Below are 14,570 nucleotides of genomic sequence, written 5' to 3'. Positions count from 1 at the left end.
GATGGAAAATTTCAAATTTCAAATTTCAAATTTCAAATTTATTACCCAGGAGCCGATCCGTTTAGAAAAGGTTCTTAGAACATCCATCCCTCTCTCTTGCGGAGCCATGGTTCTTTTCATAGGGATTGTTAGGAATCATGATGAAGGGAAGAGCGTCCAAAAACTTTTTTACGAATGCTATCCGGAAATGGCTGAAAAAGAAATCCACTCCATCATTGAGCAAGCCCAAAAAAATTTTTCAGTCGAAGACGTGAGGGTGGTTCACAGAATTGGGTGGCTTGAGGTAGGTGAGTTGGCCCTTGTAATCATGGTTTCCTCAGCTCACCGGCCAGAGGCCTTTTCTGCTTGTAGAGCGATTTTAGAAGAGATAAAAAAAACTGTTCCCATCTGGAAAAAAGAAGTTTACATGGACGGAACCAGTGAATGGGTTTCTCCCTGCCAACTATGAAAATCCAAAAATCAAATACCAATTTTAATGATCTTTCGAGATCATCGTGTGTGATGAAAGTTCTCCCCATCGTGTTTTTTTTTGTAGTCGCCCGATTCATCGGGCAATCCATGCAAGGGGCACACGGCAGCCCCATAAATGGGGCGACTACAAAATGAGCCCGACTTTCATATCAAAAATCAAAATGACAAATCAAAATTTAAAATGTTTCCCTTGCAATAGCATTAGAAATTTTGAATTTTAATATGTCATTTTGCATTTTGATTTTTAAATTTTGAATTAACAGCTTATTTTCATTCATCTCGGGTGACCACAAACGTTTATGGCGACAACCATGAAAATTCAAGGCATCATCCTGGCAGGTGGCAAAAGTCGCCGTTTCGGTGAGGATAAGGCATTTGCAAAATGGAAGGGAATCACGCTGCTGGAACATGCCGAGAGAATCCTAAAAAAACTTTATCTTGAATCCTGCATCATCATCAACGAAACTCAAAATTATTCCTTCTTAAAATGCAGAACCGAGCAAGATCTCATTCCTGGGAAAGGCCCGCTAGGAGGTCTCTATACGGCGTGTCGAATATTTGAAAACACGTCCCTTCTCGTCCTCACTTGTGACATGCCTGAGGTCACACTTGAAAGCCTCCTCACACTGATGAGTTCTCATCAAGTGAAAAATAAAATAACTGTCTTTCGTCATCCTGAGGGTTTTCTTCAACCCTTTCCAGGCCTTTATGAACCCGCTCTTTCCCACACCCTTTTCGAGAGAATGAATAAAGATCAATTGTCCATGATTGATTTTTTAGAATCCATCCCAGAAAAAAAAGTGATCGCGACTCAAAACCAAAAACCTTTTCTGAATGTGAATAGCAAGAAAGAGCTTTTTCAGGCTAACTCAAGACTGACGGGACAATGGTCGGAACCTTGAACTTGAGATAAAATAGAAGCATTTTTAACAGCGGGTACTAAATTTTCTGTAACAAAATGATAATCAATTCTCCAGCCTATATTTCGATCTCGAGCCCGTGTCTGCATATCCCACCACGTATATTGATCAGGGAGAGAAGAAAATTTTCGGAAAATATCGACTTGTCCCTTTTCAATCCATCGATCCAGCCAGGCTCGTTCAATGGGCAAAAATCCTGAAATCTTCTCGTTGGCCTTGGGACGAGCTAAATCAATCGGCTGATGAGCCGTATTATAATCCCCACAAATAATTACCGGCTTGCCCTTCTTCTTTAACTTTTCAACAAATCGTAAAGTTTCTTCATAAAAATCTAATTTGTATTGAAGCCTGATCTCATCACGCTTTCCATTCGGGAAATAAATATTTAAAAGGGTAAAATCTGAATACTCTGTTAAAAGCACTCTTCCTTCACGATCAAATTGCGGGATCCCAAATCCTGTTTTTACAATTTTGGGTTCCTGACGCGTGAAGGTCGCGACCCCACTATAGCCCTTGCGTTCAGCCGAATTAAAATAAACTTGATAGCCCGGAGGATGAAGAAGTGCGTCTAATTGATCTGGATGAGCCTTGGTTTCTTGAATGCACAAAATGTCCGGAGATTCCTCATCCAACCATTTGAGAAAGCCCTTCTTCTGAACGGCTCGAATCCCATTTACATTCCAGCACAAAATACGGGTCGTCTTATTCATAAATTAAACCTGGTTGAGGTTAGTGATGTCTCTGTTCCTCGATGCTGATCCTCTCGTGCTATAATAGCTCCTGAAATCTAAATCTAACATAAAATAATATAAAAAGGTTGTCTCTATGCCCTCTATTTTTACCCAAATCATTCAAGGGAAAATCCCTTGTCATAAAATTTTGGAGGATGAAAAATATTTTTCATTTTTAGAAATTAAACCGATCAACCCGGGGCATACCCTCGTCATTCCCAAGCAAGAAATTGACTATTTTTTTGACCTGGAGGACGAACTTCTTTCTGGGCTTATGATTTTTTCGAAAAGAGTTTCCCATGCGATTCAAAAAGCCATTCCCTGTGAGAAAATTGGGGTGATGATTTATGGAATGGAAGTCCGACATGCCCATGTTCATTTAATTCCTATTCTAGGCGTTCGAGGAGAACTGAATTTCCTCAACGCAAAGCCAACTCCCCAAGAAGAACTTGCCCAAACCGCCCAAAAAATAAGAGCGTTTTTATAGGAGTCTTAAGATGCCCTTCCCCGTCTCTCAAGAAAAAATAGAAGCGCTCGAAAGGAAAATGAAGGCCTTGGGCATTTTGGAGTCTGATCTGGAAGAACAGTTTGTCCGATCTCAAGGGCGAGGGGGTCAAAACGTCAATAAAGTTTCCAGCTGTGTTGTTCTCATCCATCTTCCTAGCAAGACAAGAATTAAATGTCAGGAAGAGCGATCTCAAGGGCTCAATCGCTATTTAGCTCGCAAAAGGCTTTGTGAAAAAATTGAAAAAGAGCTTCTGGGAATTCACTCGGCCCAAGAAAAAGAACGTCATAAAATCCGAAAACAGAAAAAAAGAAGATCTCGCAAACTCAAAATGAAGATTCGAGTTGATAAGGAGAAGCGACAGGAGAAAAAGAATTTACGCTCTGCAGTTAGAGGAGAAATTTAGATCGTTATCCCTTTTCATTTCCCAAAACATTTTTCAATTTTTCAAATTTTTCCTGAAGGTTTAACCAGATTGTTTCTTGTTCCTCAATGAGCTTACCTACAATAACAAGATGATCATTGAGTTTTCTCGTCCAACTGCTAGGATTCTCAGCAAATTGTTTTAAAATGGATTCCTTTTCATTGCGATGTCCATTTAAATTTTCCTCAATCCCTTGAAGACGCTTTTCTAGTTTTTTAATTTCTGCTTTTATCGACTTTCTTTCAAGATACGTTAGAGATGGCTGTGATTCAATTTTTCCCTCTTGAGGAAGAGATGAAGATTTTGAAATCTCAGAAATAGGTTTTATCTCTTTTGAGGCATCCTGTTCTTGATCCTCCTCTTCCTCCTCATTGAATTCTTGCCTAGCGTTCTTTTCAAGGGCATAGACATATTCATCGTATTTCCCAGGATAACGCACAATTTTACCACGCTTAACATCAAGAATTTGGGTCGCAACTAAGTGAACAAAGGTACGGTCATGGCTAATAAAAAAGACGGTGCCATGATATTTATGGAGGGCATTTCCCAAGGCCTCCACCGTTTCAAAATCAAGGTGATTGGTCGGCTCATCCAATAACAAAATATTGCTCTTACTCACCAAAAGTCCTGCCAGACACAATCTCGCTCGTTCTCCTCCACTTAACACCGCAACCTTTTTTTCAACTTCATCTCCTTTAAAAAGAAAGCTCCCGGCAAGATCTAATAAATCTTGATGGGTGACTCCCTCAGCTCCCATTTTTTTGAGGTGGTGATAGACTGTGTCTTCAGAATCAAGCATGCTCAACACATGCTGGGCATAATAAGCAATTTTGGAATGATTGCCCCAGCGGTATTCTCCAGATTTTGGAGAAAGATCATTCGCCAACGTCCTTAAAAAAGTTGTTTTACCCTGTCCATTCTCCCCCAATACCGCCACGCGGGAACCTCGATCAATATCAAAGTTGATCGAGTCTGCTACCAGCTTTTCAGGATAACCAATGGCAAGGTCGTGGCATTTCAAGGCAACGCCATGCCTTTGATCAACTGGAGGAATTCTAATTCTCACGTGACCGGCCGAACGACCCACCTCAATCGTTTGAAGCTTTTCAATCAATTTCATTTTTGATTGAGCAAGGCCCGCCTTTGAAGCATTCGCCTTAAAACGATCGACGAAGTTCTGTAACTGCTTTTTTTTCGTCTCAACTGTCTTGTTATAGCTCACAATTTGGTTTTTTTGGTCACTTTTAAACATTAAATAATCCTCCACGTTGCCTGGATAAAAAACCAAATTCCCATTTTCTGCCTCTAAGGTATGGGTACAAGTTCTTTTCAAAAATTCCCGGTCATGAGAAACAATCAAAAATCCTCCGTCAAAATTGAGCAAAAAATTCTCTAATAGAATCAGCGTATTTAAATCTAAATAATTCGTAGGTTCGTCCAGAATCAGAAAATTAGGCTCTGGTAAGAGCATGGCCGCAAGTTTAACTCGCGTCTGATACCCGCCTGGTAAATTTCCAATGGGAAGATTAAGAGACGTATGTTTGAGATGAAATCGGGATGCCATTTTGGCACATTCCCATTCCTCTTTTTGGGTATAGCGTGTCAGAAAACCGAGCACGGTTTCTTGGGGATCAAAGGCATCATGCTGCTCAAGATAACTCAAGCGAAGATCTGAACTCTTACAAAGATTGCCCTGATCCATCTCTTCTTGACCCGTAATCATTTTACAAAGCGTAGACTTCCCTGCCCCATTTCTCCCAATGACACCTATCTTTTGATCCGTAGAAAAAGAGGCATTGACATCATCGAAGATGACACGAGGACCGTATTGTTTAAAAGCATTTTTAATCTGAAGTTGGGCTGGCATAATGAAATCATCAGCGTTTACGATAAATAAGAATGGTTATAAGAACACAACTAAAAAAGAAAAAATTTTCCACATTAAATACCCGCCAGACCCTATCTCCAGTAACAAAACCAGAGGGGGCCATCAAAACAAGGCAGATCCAAACGCCCCCTGCCCAGTAAAGACTCATATCCCTGGAGGATTTTCTTTTGATGATACGAACAATCAGTGGAACATTCCATAACGGCAATATCACTGCTGCAACTAAACCTATTTCCTGAATCATTTTATATTCTCCAAATCCATGTTCTCACGTAAGGACACAATCGCCAAAACTTTTGGTACATACATCTGTGTTTCCAAAGGCAAATCATCTTCAATGGTATCAAACGTATGGGCATGACGCTTCTTAAGAAGCTCTGCCACCCTACCCGCCCCTGCATTATACGCAGCCAAAGTCCTCAATGTTTTAAGAATGAAGGACCCGCTCTACCTCTCTCCAGAAAATCCTCCAATCCTCTTTGGAAGGAATTTGAATTTCTTCAAGAATTTCGTCCGGCACAGGGTCTTCAACCCACTGTGCTCCCTGATCATAGACATCATCAAAAGAAACTTCATCAGAATTTTGACCTGCGGGGCTTTGAAGACTAAAGAGAATAAGGAATTCAATCATCAAAAATAAAACACAATAAAATCTCATAAGATTTAAAAAAGTTTATTTTTTACTCACGACTCACCCCTCACGACTCACCCCTTTTTTTCACTGTTGAATAAAATAATTCTTTTGATAAAAGCGTAGTTCTTCAATCGATCGGCGAATATCATCTGAAGCACGATGAGCATCCGATTTTTTAGGAAATTTCTTTTTATCCTGAGGGTACCAGCCATGAATAAGGATTTTGAGTGTACTCACATCGACATGCCTATAATGAAGATAATGGCTCAAAGAGGGCATATACTTCATTAAAAATCGGCGATCATGATGAACGGCATTTCCACAAAGCGGTGATTTTTTAGGAAGACAAAATTTCTTAATAAAACCCAACGTCAATCGTTCAGCCTTTTTGACCGTCATTTGGGAATTTTTAACCTGATCTAACAAGCCCGACTTCTTATGATGCTTTTGATTCCACTCATCCATTCCATCCAAAACTTTCGCATCCTGATGAATCACCAAATTGGGTCCTTCTCCTAAAAGATTTAAATCTTTATCGGTAATGAGCGTTGCAATTTCAATGATCCGTTCCTTTTCCGGATCAAGTCCGGTCATTTCCATATCGATCCAGACCATGTTGGTTTTATTTTTTGTTTGATGCATAAAACCCCTTTCTAAGGGGTTTATTATAAGGGAAGTTGGTCATTCTTACTATGAGAACTTATTAAAAGCCCCTTTAAACAATACTCACATAAACAATCGGAATAAGCCGCACGAATTTTTTCGAGAATCTCCTTAGAGAACTTCAATTTTGAGCACCAACATCCCTCTTCCTGTTGACAAGAAAAGGAGCGTTTACACCTCGGACATATTTTAATCTTGGTTTTAGAAAATTCCATAACATGGGCCTAAATAAAAGGGCCTCCTGAATGCGATTGATAGTAGTCACATTTCAAGAGACCCCATTTGAAACTAAAAAACCAACGCTCAGTTTAGTTCTGAGTTCCCTGATCTTGAGTATTCTCTCCATCTCCTTGAGGAGGTTGGGGGGCTTGAAACATCGGGGGATTCGGTCTCTTGAAAGGAGGACGACTCCCTCCACCCAATCTCTGGCCTAATGGATTTTGACCTTGAGGACGTTGAGGTGGATTTTCCTGTAAATAGGCCTTCCAAGCACTGGCTCTTTCTTGAATATTCAGTTTCCCATCTCCATCGGTATCAAACTCCGCTCTACGACCGGTGTCATCAAGCCATTGTTCCATGGGAGGTTTATTTCCTTGAGGACCCACAATGGGATCTGTCGGATTAGAATTCTCGACCCCTGGACCTGGATCTTGATTATTATCATCGGCAAAAGTTTGTGATGATAAACCGATCCCTAATGCCAAAAACATCGCTAAACCTGCTTTAAAAAAGCTTTTCATCGAACTACTCCTTTTTTTATTTTATTAAACTATTTTCCAGAATCACCCGTTTTTTTACAACAAGCAGGGCATTCTTTAACAAAACCAATCAAGCCCAATAACCCTGAAATCCCCACCAGGATATACGCTGCACGGCTGATCAGCGTCATATCTCCCAACAACTTTGCCACCAAATTGAAATTAAAAGCACCAATTAATCCCCAATTTACAGCCCCAATCATACAAAGAAGCCCAAAAATCTTACACAGCGGACAACGGCCTTTCATATTTTCCTCCTTGTTGAACATGGTTGAATTGTCCTTCTCTCTTTGTGAGAAAAGTTTTTTAATTATATCCTAAAATAAAGAAAATATCTATCTTTGAGTTTTATCCGACAGGATTGGGTCATACTTCAGTTTTCCAGCCAAAAGTTCTCATGATTTTTAAAAAAGCTGATTTTGCCAAAGGGATTCTAGAAAGTCCCGATGGCAGTATTAAAATTTGATCTTCGGTCAGATGCGAATGATAAGGAAAAGAGGAATGATTGCACACAAGGGGTGCTGGGATTGTGGATTGATCAGGAAGGGATTCCTCTGGGATTGGGTGTATATCCAGGGAACACCTTTGAAGGAAAGACATTGCCGGAGGTGATTGAGAGATTAAGGAAGAAGTACCGGATCAAGAGAATTATTTGGGTTCATGCAAACAAGGAAGTCAAAAAAATATTCAATCCTTTTTTATACCCCACTTTCATACTTCCAAAAACCTGAGGGACTTATGATATCTACATGGCGAAACTTTTTCAAAACAAGCAAATCTTTATCCCCTGTAACAAGGCAATGACATTGACCTGCCAGAGCTGTGCCGATCACGTGAATATCCGATGAGTCTCGGCATGCACTTGTTTCCAGAGATAAAGGAATGACCTTCTCTATTCGACTTTCTAAAAGTCTTATCGCCTTAGAAGCCTGTAATGAGGAAATCCCAAATTTTTTGACAAGATTTCGACTGAATTCTCCTAAAATAAAATCTGAACTCACTAAACGATGGCGACGAGCACAGTGTTCAAAAAGCTCAGAGCAAGCCCCTTTAGAAATAAAAGCTGCGATAAGAACATGGGTATCAAAAACAATTCTCAAGCCGTACCCCTAAGGAATATATTGAACCTCAATACTGAAGTTCAATGAACAAAAAAAGAAGAATAAGCGTTACGAGGCAAAACAGAAGGTTTATGAAACTTTATTAAAAACATCTTCGTCCGTATAAATCCCTTTCTCACGAGCCTGGGTCATCATCTTAGATCGAAGAGATCGAAACTGATGAACGAAAAGGTAGTCTCGCAAAGAATCCCGCACCACATCGCTTCTTGAAACCCCTTCTTCCGAAACCAAGTGATCTAAGGCCTTCTTGATATTTTTAGGAATGCTAATCGTAATGGTCTGTCTCATACTTGCTCCTGTAATAAAATCTATTACAGTTATTCTCTTTTGTCAAGTTCGCATGCTTTCTACATTACAGACTTCGAATCATTCCCTCAAGGTAAGAAACGATTGAATCCATCGGAATGTGTTCAACCTTTTGCCTGGGGCGGATATGAACCTCGAGAGAACGGGTCTCAAGAAATTTTTGCCCCAGGGCCACTTGAATGGGAAAACCAATCAAATCTGCATCCTTAAACTTAACCCCCGGTCGTTCTTTGCGGTCATCCAAAAGAACATCCATCCCTTTTAATTTTAAGTCGTTATATAATTTTTCTGCTGCCTCTACAATTTCTCCGACCTCCATCAAAAGAGGAGAAATTAAGACTTCAAAAGGGGCCAAGGCCTGATTCCATAAAATCCCATTCTCGGTCGAATTCTGTTCTACAAAAGCGGCCAGACATCTTGAAACCCCAATCCCGTAACAACCCATGACGCAAGGAAGCTGAGTTCCCTGTTCATTCAAATAATTTGCGCCAAGAATGGCGCTGTATTTTGTTCCCAGTTTAAAGACATGACCCACCTCAATCCCTCTTAAAACCTGAAAAGGAGCCTTGCATTTTCCACAGAGATCTCCATTTTTCGGAAAACCTAAATCCTGAAAAGCATCGATCGAGCAATCTCTTTCCAAATCCACATGGATAAAATGTGTGTCCGCTTTATTGGCTCCTGTCACAGCATCTCGAAGCCCTTTCACGCTTAAATCGGCTACCAGCGGAATTCCTTTCAACCCGAGAGGGCCTGCAAATCCAACGGGAGAAGCTGTCACTTGAGAGACTTTTTCTTCAGAGGCTAATTCAACGGAAGCCCCTTTAAAGAGCCGCCTCAATTTCCCTTCATTCACCTCAACATCCCCTCGAATTAAAATGGCATGAGGTTTTCTATCCATCTCGTAAATGAGGGTTTTAATTAATTGCTGAGGGGAAACTTTTAAAAAACGGCTCACCCCTTCCACACTTTTCATGTGAGGAGTCTGGACCTCTTCGTATTTTGAAGAAGCACTTGAAAAAGATGGAACGCAATGACGCAGGGCCAACTCCCGGTTCGCTGCATACCCACAACCTTTACAAACAAAAAGCTCATCCTCACCTGTATCGGCAAGCACCATAAATTCATGGCTCAAGGACCCGCCCATCACCCCCGTATCCGCTTCAACCATAATAAAATTAAACCCACATCGCTTGAAAATTTCCTGATAAGCCTCAACCATATTCCAATAACTCTTTTGGGCGGTCTCATCTGTTGCATCAAAACTATATCCATCCTTCATGAGGAATTCTCGAGACCTCATTAAACCAAAGCGTGGCCGAATCTCGTCCCGAAACTTTGTTTGAATTTGGTAAAAATTCTTTGGAAGATCTCGATAGGATTTAATCCGCTTAGAAACAAGATCGGTAATAATTTCTTCATGTGTGGGGCCCAGAACAAATGAACGATCCTGCCGATCTTTGGCAACCAGCATCAGATCCCGCATCACATTCCAACGTCCACTCTGGGTCCAGATTTCCTTGGGTTGAAGAATGGGAAGCAGAACTTCAATCGCCCCATGATTGTTCATCACCTCACGGACAATTTTTTCCACTTTACGAAGGGAGCGCAAACCCAAGGGTAAAAAGGTATAGAGCCCCCCTGCAAGTTTTTGGATAAGGCCCGCACGAATCATCAATCGATGACTGCGAATCTCAGCCTCTTGAGGAGACTCCCTTAAAGTTGGAATGAAGTTTCGAGTCCAGCGCATATAAAGACAGTTAAAAGTTGAAAGTGTAATGTGTAATGTGTAATGTGTAAAGTTTAAAGATAAAAGTTTAAAAATTCATAAGTCTGATTTTTCCCTTACACATCACACCTTACACATTACACCTTACACCTTACACATTACACATTACACATTACACTTTCAACTTTCGTTACCTCCATCTCATCAAATCCTGATACGTCACATACAAAATAAAACTGATCAAAACAGCCACAAAGGCATTTTGAATCCAGATCAATACTTTTTGGGGTAAAGGCTTTCCAAAAATGAGCTCAATCATATTAAAAAGAATATGTCCCCCATCAAGCACCGGAATGGGAAGAACATTAAAGACCCCTAAATTAACACTGATCAAGGCCATAAACCCTAAAAAATAAACAAATCCGACTTGGGCAAAAGCCCCGATCATCATAAAAATGCCCACGGGTCCTGCCAATCCTTTGGGCGAAACTGTTCTTGCAAAAAGGGCATGCAAAGTTTGAAAAATATTGAGGATATCCTCTTTCATGGCAAGAAAAGGATTAATATATTCATAAACAAAATCCATCCCTCGCGAGAAACCGATCAGGAATCGCTTTGAATCGTTATCCCAACGAGGCTGAATCGTCAATGTCTTTTTCTCGCCTCCACGGTCCACTTCGATTGAAATTTCCTTTCCATGGCTCGCTTGAACTTTTTCAATAAATGACTCCCATTGGTAAACAGATTCCCCAGAAACGCCTAGAATTAAATCGCCGCTTTGAAGTCCTGCCCTTTCAGCGGGTCCTCCTTTTTCTAGTTGGTCGATTTTAATGCTTTCCATTTTTGAAATTCCGATGAGACGAACCCCTTTTTTCGCGTCCATTTTTGGCTTCACGACCACATCTAAAGTGTTATTCTTTCTCGAAATAGTTAAATGAATTTGTTCATGAGAGGAAAGGGCAATCATTCCTGTTAATTTTTTCCAACTGGAGATGGGTTGATGATCTACTTCTTTAATTTGATCGCCTAATTTTATTCCAGCTTTCGCCGCTGGGGAGTTCTCAAGAACATTTCCAATGACGGTTGATTTTTCATCGACCGGAATGGGACGTCCCATGACAAAAATAGCGCAATAAACCAAAAAGGCAAAAACAAGATTCATGCCTGGCCCTGCTACACAGGTGAGCATTCTCTTAAAAGGAGAAACGGAATAATATCCCCCCTCAAGTTTTCGAGCATTTTCTTCCTGAAGTTCGTCCCCTAAAAATTTCACATAACCTCCAAAAAAAAGCCAAGAGAGGCAATATTCAGTCGAACCCCTCTTCCAGGAAAAAATTTTAGGGCCAAATCCAATTGAAAATTTTAAGACCTGAATGCCAGACCATTTTCCAACAAGGAAATGGCCCAGCTCGTGAACGAAAACAACAATCCCCAATCCAAAAGCAGGGACCACGATGTAAAAGAAAAATTTTGCGATTATCGCTTCCATTTTAAGGCCTCCTCTCGTGCCCACCGATCTGCCTCTAGAATGTTCATGAGGTTAGGATGCAAATGATTATGATGAGCTTCCAAAACATCCTCGACCAATTGTGTAATTTGTAAAAAAGGAATTCCCCCTTCTAAAAACCGCGACACGGCTATTTCATTGGCCCCATTTAAAACGGCCGGAAGTGTTCCGCCCTTTGACAAAGCCGTTCGGGCCAATTGAATCGCCGGAAATTTTTCAGGTTCTACCTCCATAAAAGTCAGTGTTCCTACTTTAGCCAAATCAAGACGCGGAGAAGGTCCATTCAACCTCGCCGGATAACTGAGCGCATATTGAATGGGAAGTTTCATATCAGGAACCCCCAACTGAGCCAATACGGAACCATCGACAAACTCGACCATCGAATGAACAATGCTCTGAGGATGGACCAAAATTTTTAATTGATGTTCCGTCACACCAAAAAGCCAAAAGGCCTCAATAAGTTCTAAACCTTTATTCATCATCGTTGCCGAATCAATGGTAATTTTAGGCCCCATTTTCCAGTTGGGATGCTGGAGGGCTTCTTCAACCGTGACCTTCTCTAAATCTTTTTTATTCTTATAGAGAAAGGGCCCGCCAGAAGCGGTCAAAATAATTTTGGCAATTTCTTGAGGAGGCTTCCCTTCCAAACACTGAAAAATAGCGCTGTGCTCACTATCGACTGGAATGACATCACATCCCTGTTTTCGAGCCTCTTTCATAAAAGGCTCTCCAGCCATCACCAAAATTTCTTTATTTGCTAAGAGAATTCTCTTCTTCGCATGAACAGCCTCTAAAGTAGGAATTAACCCTGCCGCCCCGACCATTGAGGAAATGACCACATGAGTTTCAGGATGTGAGGCTACTTTCTTCATTCCATCCAATCCATCTAAAACTTCTGGCTTAGATCGGCCATGATCCATCGAAATACCCGCCAGATGTTCTTTTAAGTGTTTGGCTTTCTGAGGATCATCCAGAGCGACGACTTGAGGCTTAAACACACGAATTTGTTCTGCTAATAAATCGATATTCGACCGGGCAGAAAGACCCACCACTTTAAAGTGATTTGGAAAATGCCGAATCACCTCAAGCGTATTTTTCCCAATCGAACCTGTAGAACCTAGAATTGATACACCCTTAATGCTATTTGAATGTTCTTGTTTTGTCATAAAATTCCAATCAAGAGTAAAATCAAAAACCAAAATCCAAACATCAAAATCACAAATCAAAAATCAAAATTTCTCAAAAGACTAGACATAAGATATATTTTGAATTTTAATCTGTCATTTTGATTTTTGATATTTGATTTTTAAATTCTGTTTTCTCATCTAAAATCGCAGCACTAACCAAAAATACATGATGGGTCCCGTCACAAGCAAACTATCGATTAGATCTAAAATCCCTCCCATCCCTGGTAAAATCCTTCCTGAATCCTTTCTCCCCGCATCGCGTTTTAAAGCGGACTCTATCATATCCCCAATTTGAGAAAAAGAACCAAATAAAATGGCTAGGGAAAATACATCCCATCTCTTTAAAGGTTGTAAGGAAGCACCTGAAAACGTAAAAAAGAGCTGACCAGCCAATAAAGATCCAAACATTCCTCCCAAAGCCCCCTCAACCGTTTTTTTAGGGCTTAAAATGGGAACCAGTTTCCTTTTTCCAAATAAAGAACCTATGAGATAAGCAAAAATATCTGTCGATTTTGTCACGAGCAATGTAAAAGTGAGAAAAACATCCCCTCTGACCCCCTCAAAATAACGAATTTTAATTAAAAAACTTAAAAGCCAGGGTATATATAAAATTCCCATTAATGTGGTTGCAACCGAAGGAACAAAAGCCACCTTTCCAAAACGAGTGAGAGCAATAATCATGGTTGCAAAAAGCACTAAAAAAAATATAAGATTCGTCAGATCAAAACTTTTTTCTAGAAACGGATACTGAATCGCCATCAATTGAGCCGTAAAAAAAAACACCCCCGCAAAAATCCCAAAGAAATGAAGCGGGTGAAGGCCCCTCTCGTCAATCATTTGATAAAACTCTTTCTGCCCCAGAATGACAAGAATCATTCCTACTCCCCAAATGAAAAGCCACGGAGCAAAAAAGATCACCCAAATCATGCTCAAAATCAAAAGAATCGATGTAAAAAATCGCTTTTGAAACATTTAAATTCCTCCAAACCTTCGCTGACGTCCTGAAAAATCGCTCATGGCCTTCTTCAATTCTTCCCTCGTAAAATTAGGCCATAATGTATCTGTAACCCATATTTCTGAATAAGAAATTTGCCACAAGAGAAAATTAGAAACACGCATTTCCCCACTTGTTCGAATCAGTAAATCAGGATCCGGAATATCCGCTGTGTATAAATATTTTGAAAAAAGATGCTCATCCAATTTCTCAGGAGAAATTTGATTACGAAGAGCCTCTTCCATCAAACGGCGAGTCGCATCAATAATTTCCGTTCGCCCTCCATAGCTCAAGGCCAGAACAAGAGAAAGACCCGTATTATTTTTAGTTTTTTCAATTGTTCGTTTAAGTTCTTTTTGGACTCCCTCAGGCAATTGACCTAAACGCCCAATGGCCATCAGACGAACTTGATTTTTCATTAATTCCGGAAGTTCTCTCCTTAAAAAAGTTTTAAGAAGAAGCATCAGAGCCTTAACCTCACTCCCCGGTCGCCTCCAATTTTCAATCGAAAAAGAATAAAGGGTCAAATACTTGACTCCCCATTCTCCACAAGCTTTAACGATATCTCGAACGACATGAATCCCCGCTCGATGTCCCTCAATGCGGGGACTATCTTTTGATTTTGCCCAACGCCCGTTACCATCCATAATGATGGCAATATGCTGAGGAATATTCATTTGATCGTCCATATGTACAAAGGGTTATAGGTCATGTCAAAATAAAAGTGAGCAC

General features: G+C 40.5%; 21 protein-coding genes. 5 read left to right on the top strand and 16 right to left on the bottom strand.

Annotated elements, in window-relative coordinates; translation table 11 throughout:
- Position 1 precedes the first annotated feature (1 nt).
- Positions 2-448 carry a molybdenum cofactor biosynthesis protein MoaE gene (locus HYS07_03820; GenBank protein ID MBI1870304.1) on the top strand — a complete coding sequence of 149 codons (447 nt, stop codon included), beginning with the start codon at positions 2-4 and terminating at the stop codon, positions 446-448.
- Between the two features lie 334 nt (positions 449-782).
- Complete coding sequence (locus HYS07_03815; GenBank protein ID MBI1870303.1) at positions 783-1,373, top strand: molybdenum cofactor guanylyltransferase; 591 nt, start codon at positions 783-785, stop codon at positions 1,371-1,373.
- On the opposite strand, the gene xth is transcribed toward HYS07_03815, so the two are convergent.
- Positions 1,331-2,101, bottom strand: coding sequence for an exodeoxyribonuclease III (gene xth, locus HYS07_03810; protein MBI1870302.1), 771 nt, complete (start codon positions 2,099-2,101; stop codon positions 1,331-1,333). The genes HYS07_03815 and xth overlap by 43 nt on opposite strands.
- A gap of 115 nt (positions 2,102-2,216) precedes the next feature.
- On the opposite strand from xth, the gene HYS07_03805 reads away from it, so the two are divergent.
- Together HYS07_03805 and HYS07_03800 are read left to right on the top strand one after the other, a co-directional pair.
- Positions 2,217-2,609, top strand: a complete 393-nt coding sequence (locus tag HYS07_03805) for an HIT family protein (GenBank protein MBI1870301.1) — start codon at positions 2,217-2,219, stop codon at positions 2,607-2,609.
- A 10-nt stretch (positions 2,610-2,619) separates the two neighbouring features.
- Positions 2,620-3,033 (top strand): peptide chain release factor-like protein, encoded by a 414-nt coding sequence (locus tag HYS07_03800; GenBank protein MBI1870300.1) that lies wholly within the window; start codon positions 2,620-2,622, stop codon positions 3,031-3,033.
- Positions 3,034-3,037: 4 nt separating this feature from the next.
- On the opposite strand, the gene HYS07_03795 is transcribed toward HYS07_03800, so the two are convergent.
- The 8 genes from HYS07_03795 to HYS07_03760 form a co-directional block, all read right to left on the bottom strand.
- A complete protein-coding gene (locus HYS07_03795) occupies positions 3,038-4,918 on the bottom strand; it encodes an ABC-F family ATP-binding cassette domain-containing protein (protein ID MBI1870299.1) in 1,881 nt (626 codons plus the stop codon).
- Positions 4,919-4,928: 10 nt separating this feature from the next.
- Positions 4,929-5,183: a hypothetical protein gene (locus tag HYS07_03790; GenBank protein ID MBI1870298.1), complete on the bottom strand. Its 255-nt coding sequence runs from the start codon at positions 5,181-5,183 to the stop codon at positions 4,929-4,931.
- Positions 5,180-5,353, bottom strand: coding sequence for a hypothetical protein (locus HYS07_03785; protein MBI1870297.1), 174 nt, complete (start codon positions 5,351-5,353; stop codon positions 5,180-5,182). Before HYS07_03785 ends, HYS07_03790 begins: the two co-directional genes overlap by 4 nt.
- Before the next feature lie 13 nt (positions 5,354-5,366).
- The gene (locus HYS07_03780) at positions 5,367-5,570 is read right to left on the bottom strand and encodes a hypothetical protein (protein ID MBI1870296.1); all 204 of its coding nucleotides are present in this window, start codon (positions 5,568-5,570) and stop codon (positions 5,367-5,369) included.
- Between the two features lie 87 nt (positions 5,571-5,657).
- The gene (gene orn / locus HYS07_03775; protein MBI1870295.1) at positions 5,658-6,215 is read right to left on the bottom strand and encodes an oligoribonuclease; all 558 of its coding nucleotides are present in this window, start codon (positions 6,213-6,215) and stop codon (positions 5,658-5,660) included.
- 23 nt (positions 6,216-6,238) lie between these two features.
- Positions 6,239-6,451 (bottom strand): cysteine-rich CWC family protein, encoded by a 213-nt coding sequence (locus tag HYS07_03770; GenBank protein MBI1870294.1) that lies wholly within the window; start codon positions 6,449-6,451, stop codon positions 6,239-6,241.
- Positions 6,452-6,544: 93 nt separating this feature from the next.
- Positions 6,545-6,976 carry a hypothetical protein gene (locus HYS07_03765; GenBank protein ID MBI1870293.1) on the bottom strand — a complete coding sequence of 144 codons (432 nt, stop codon included), beginning with the start codon at positions 6,974-6,976 and terminating at the stop codon, positions 6,545-6,547.
- A 29-nt stretch (positions 6,977-7,005) separates the two neighbouring features.
- A complete protein-coding gene (locus HYS07_03760; GenBank protein MBI1870292.1) occupies positions 7,006-7,242 on the bottom strand; it encodes a DUF378 domain-containing protein in 237 nt (78 codons plus the stop codon).
- Between the two features lie 198 nt (positions 7,243-7,440).
- On the opposite strand from HYS07_03760, the gene HYS07_03755 reads away from it, so the two are divergent.
- The gene (locus HYS07_03755) at positions 7,441-7,725 is read left to right on the top strand and encodes a hypothetical protein (GenBank protein MBI1870291.1); all 285 of its coding nucleotides are present in this window, start codon (positions 7,441-7,443) and stop codon (positions 7,723-7,725) included.
- Here the strand turns inward: HYS07_03755 and HYS07_03750 are convergent.
- From HYS07_03750 to HYS07_03720, 7 genes are all read right to left on the bottom strand, one after another.
- Positions 7,693-8,094 carry a putative toxin-antitoxin system toxin component, PIN family gene (locus HYS07_03750; GenBank protein ID MBI1870290.1) on the bottom strand — a complete coding sequence of 134 codons (402 nt, stop codon included), beginning with the start codon at positions 8,092-8,094 and terminating at the stop codon, positions 7,693-7,695. The genes HYS07_03755 and HYS07_03750 overlap by 33 nt on opposite strands.
- 90 nt (positions 8,095-8,184) lie before the next feature.
- Positions 8,185-8,403 carry a CopG family transcriptional regulator gene (locus tag HYS07_03745; protein MBI1870289.1) on the bottom strand — a complete coding sequence of 73 codons (219 nt, stop codon included), beginning with the start codon at positions 8,401-8,403 and terminating at the stop codon, positions 8,185-8,187.
- Positions 8,404-8,467: 64 nt separating this feature from the next.
- Entirely contained in the window at positions 8,468-10,171 is a 1,704-nt protein-coding gene (locus HYS07_03740; GenBank protein ID MBI1870288.1) for a proline--tRNA ligase, read from the bottom strand.
- Positions 10,172-10,340: 169 nt separating this feature from the next.
- On the bottom strand, positions 10,341-11,639 hold the full coding sequence (rseP, locus tag HYS07_03735) for an RIP metalloprotease RseP (GenBank protein ID MBI1870287.1): 1,299 nt from the start codon (positions 11,637-11,639) through the stop codon (positions 10,341-10,343).
- Positions 11,627-12,796: a 1-deoxy-D-xylulose-5-phosphate reductoisomerase gene (locus tag HYS07_03730; protein ID MBI1870286.1), complete on the bottom strand. Its 1,170-nt coding sequence runs from the start codon at positions 12,794-12,796 to the stop codon at positions 11,627-11,629. The genes rseP and HYS07_03730 overlap by 13 nt, the downstream gene beginning before the upstream one ends.
- A gap of 186 nt (positions 12,797-12,982) precedes the next feature.
- Positions 12,983-13,816 carry a phosphatidate cytidylyltransferase gene (locus HYS07_03725; GenBank protein MBI1870285.1) on the bottom strand — a complete coding sequence of 278 codons (834 nt, stop codon included), beginning with the start codon at positions 13,814-13,816 and terminating at the stop codon, positions 12,983-12,985.
- A complete protein-coding gene (locus HYS07_03720; protein ID MBI1870284.1) occupies positions 13,817-14,527 on the bottom strand; it encodes an isoprenyl transferase in 711 nt (236 codons plus the stop codon). It abuts the gene before it with no gap.
- Positions 14,528-14,570 lie beyond the last annotated feature (43 nt).

It is taken from the genome of Chlamydiota bacterium, assembly GCA_016178055.1.
Lineage (GTDB): Bacteria > Auribacterota > JACPWU01 > JACPWU01 > JACPWU01 > JACOUC01.
The sequence above is the reverse complement of the archived record's forward strand: the minus strand, read 5'-3'. Positions and strand labels throughout refer to the sequence as shown.

Bases quoted from the DNA above. Each gene is read 5' to 3' on its own strand.
- HYS07_03820 (MBI1870304.1), top strand. From the start codon at position 2: ATGGAAAATTTCAAATTTCAAATTTCAAATTTCAAATTTATTACCCAG.
- HYS07_03815 (MBI1870303.1), top strand. From the start codon at position 783: ATGAAAATTCAAGGCATCATCCTGGCAGGTGGCAAAAGTCGCCGTTTC.
- xth (MBI1870302.1), bottom strand. From the start codon at position 2,101: ATGAATAAGACGACCCGTATTTTGTGCTGGAATGTAAATGGGATTCGA.
- HYS07_03805 (MBI1870301.1), top strand. From the start codon at position 2,217: ATGCCCTCTATTTTTACCCAAATCATTCAAGGGAAAATCCCTTGTCAT.
- HYS07_03800 (MBI1870300.1), top strand. From the start codon at position 2,620: ATGCCCTTCCCCGTCTCTCAAGAAAAAATAGAAGCGCTCGAAAGGAAA.
- HYS07_03795 (MBI1870299.1), bottom strand. From the start codon at position 4,918: ATGCCAGCCCAACTTCAGATTAAAAATGCTTTTAAACAATACGGTCCT.
- HYS07_03790 (MBI1870298.1), bottom strand. From the start codon at position 5,183: ATGATTCAGGAAATAGGTTTAGTTGCAGCAGTGATATTGCCGTTATGG.
- HYS07_03780 (MBI1870296.1), bottom strand. From the start codon at position 5,570: ATGATTGAATTCCTTATTCTCTTTAGTCTTCAAAGCCCCGCAGGTCAA.
- orn (MBI1870295.1), bottom strand. From the start codon at position 6,215: ATGCATCAAACAAAAAATAAAACCAACATGGTCTGGATCGATATGGAA.
- HYS07_03770 (MBI1870294.1), bottom strand. From the start codon at position 6,451: ATGGAATTTTCTAAAACCAAGATTAAAATATGTCCGAGGTGTAAACGC.
- HYS07_03765 (MBI1870293.1), bottom strand. From the start codon at position 6,976: ATGAAAAGCTTTTTTAAAGCAGGTTTAGCGATGTTTTTGGCATTAGGG.
- HYS07_03760 (MBI1870292.1), bottom strand. From the start codon at position 7,242: ATGAAAGGCCGTTGTCCGCTGTGTAAGATTTTTGGGCTTCTTTGTATG.
- HYS07_03755 (MBI1870291.1), top strand. From the start codon at position 7,441: ATGGCAGTATTAAAATTTGATCTTCGGTCAGATGCGAATGATAAGGAA.
- HYS07_03745 (MBI1870289.1), bottom strand. From the start codon at position 8,403: ATGAGACAGACCATTACGATTAGCATTCCTAAAAATATCAAGAAGGCC.
- HYS07_03740 (MBI1870288.1), bottom strand. From the start codon at position 10,171: ATGCGCTGGACTCGAAACTTCATTCCAACTTTAAGGGAGTCTCCTCAA.
- rseP (MBI1870287.1), bottom strand. From the start codon at position 11,639: ATGGAAGCGATAATCGCAAAATTTTTCTTTTACATCGTGGTCCCTGCT.
- HYS07_03725 (MBI1870285.1), bottom strand. From the start codon at position 13,816: ATGTTTCAAAAGCGATTTTTTACATCGATTCTTTTGATTTTGAGCATG.
- HYS07_03720 (MBI1870284.1), bottom strand. From the start codon at position 14,527: ATGGACGATCAAATGAATATTCCTCAGCATATTGCCATCATTATGGAT.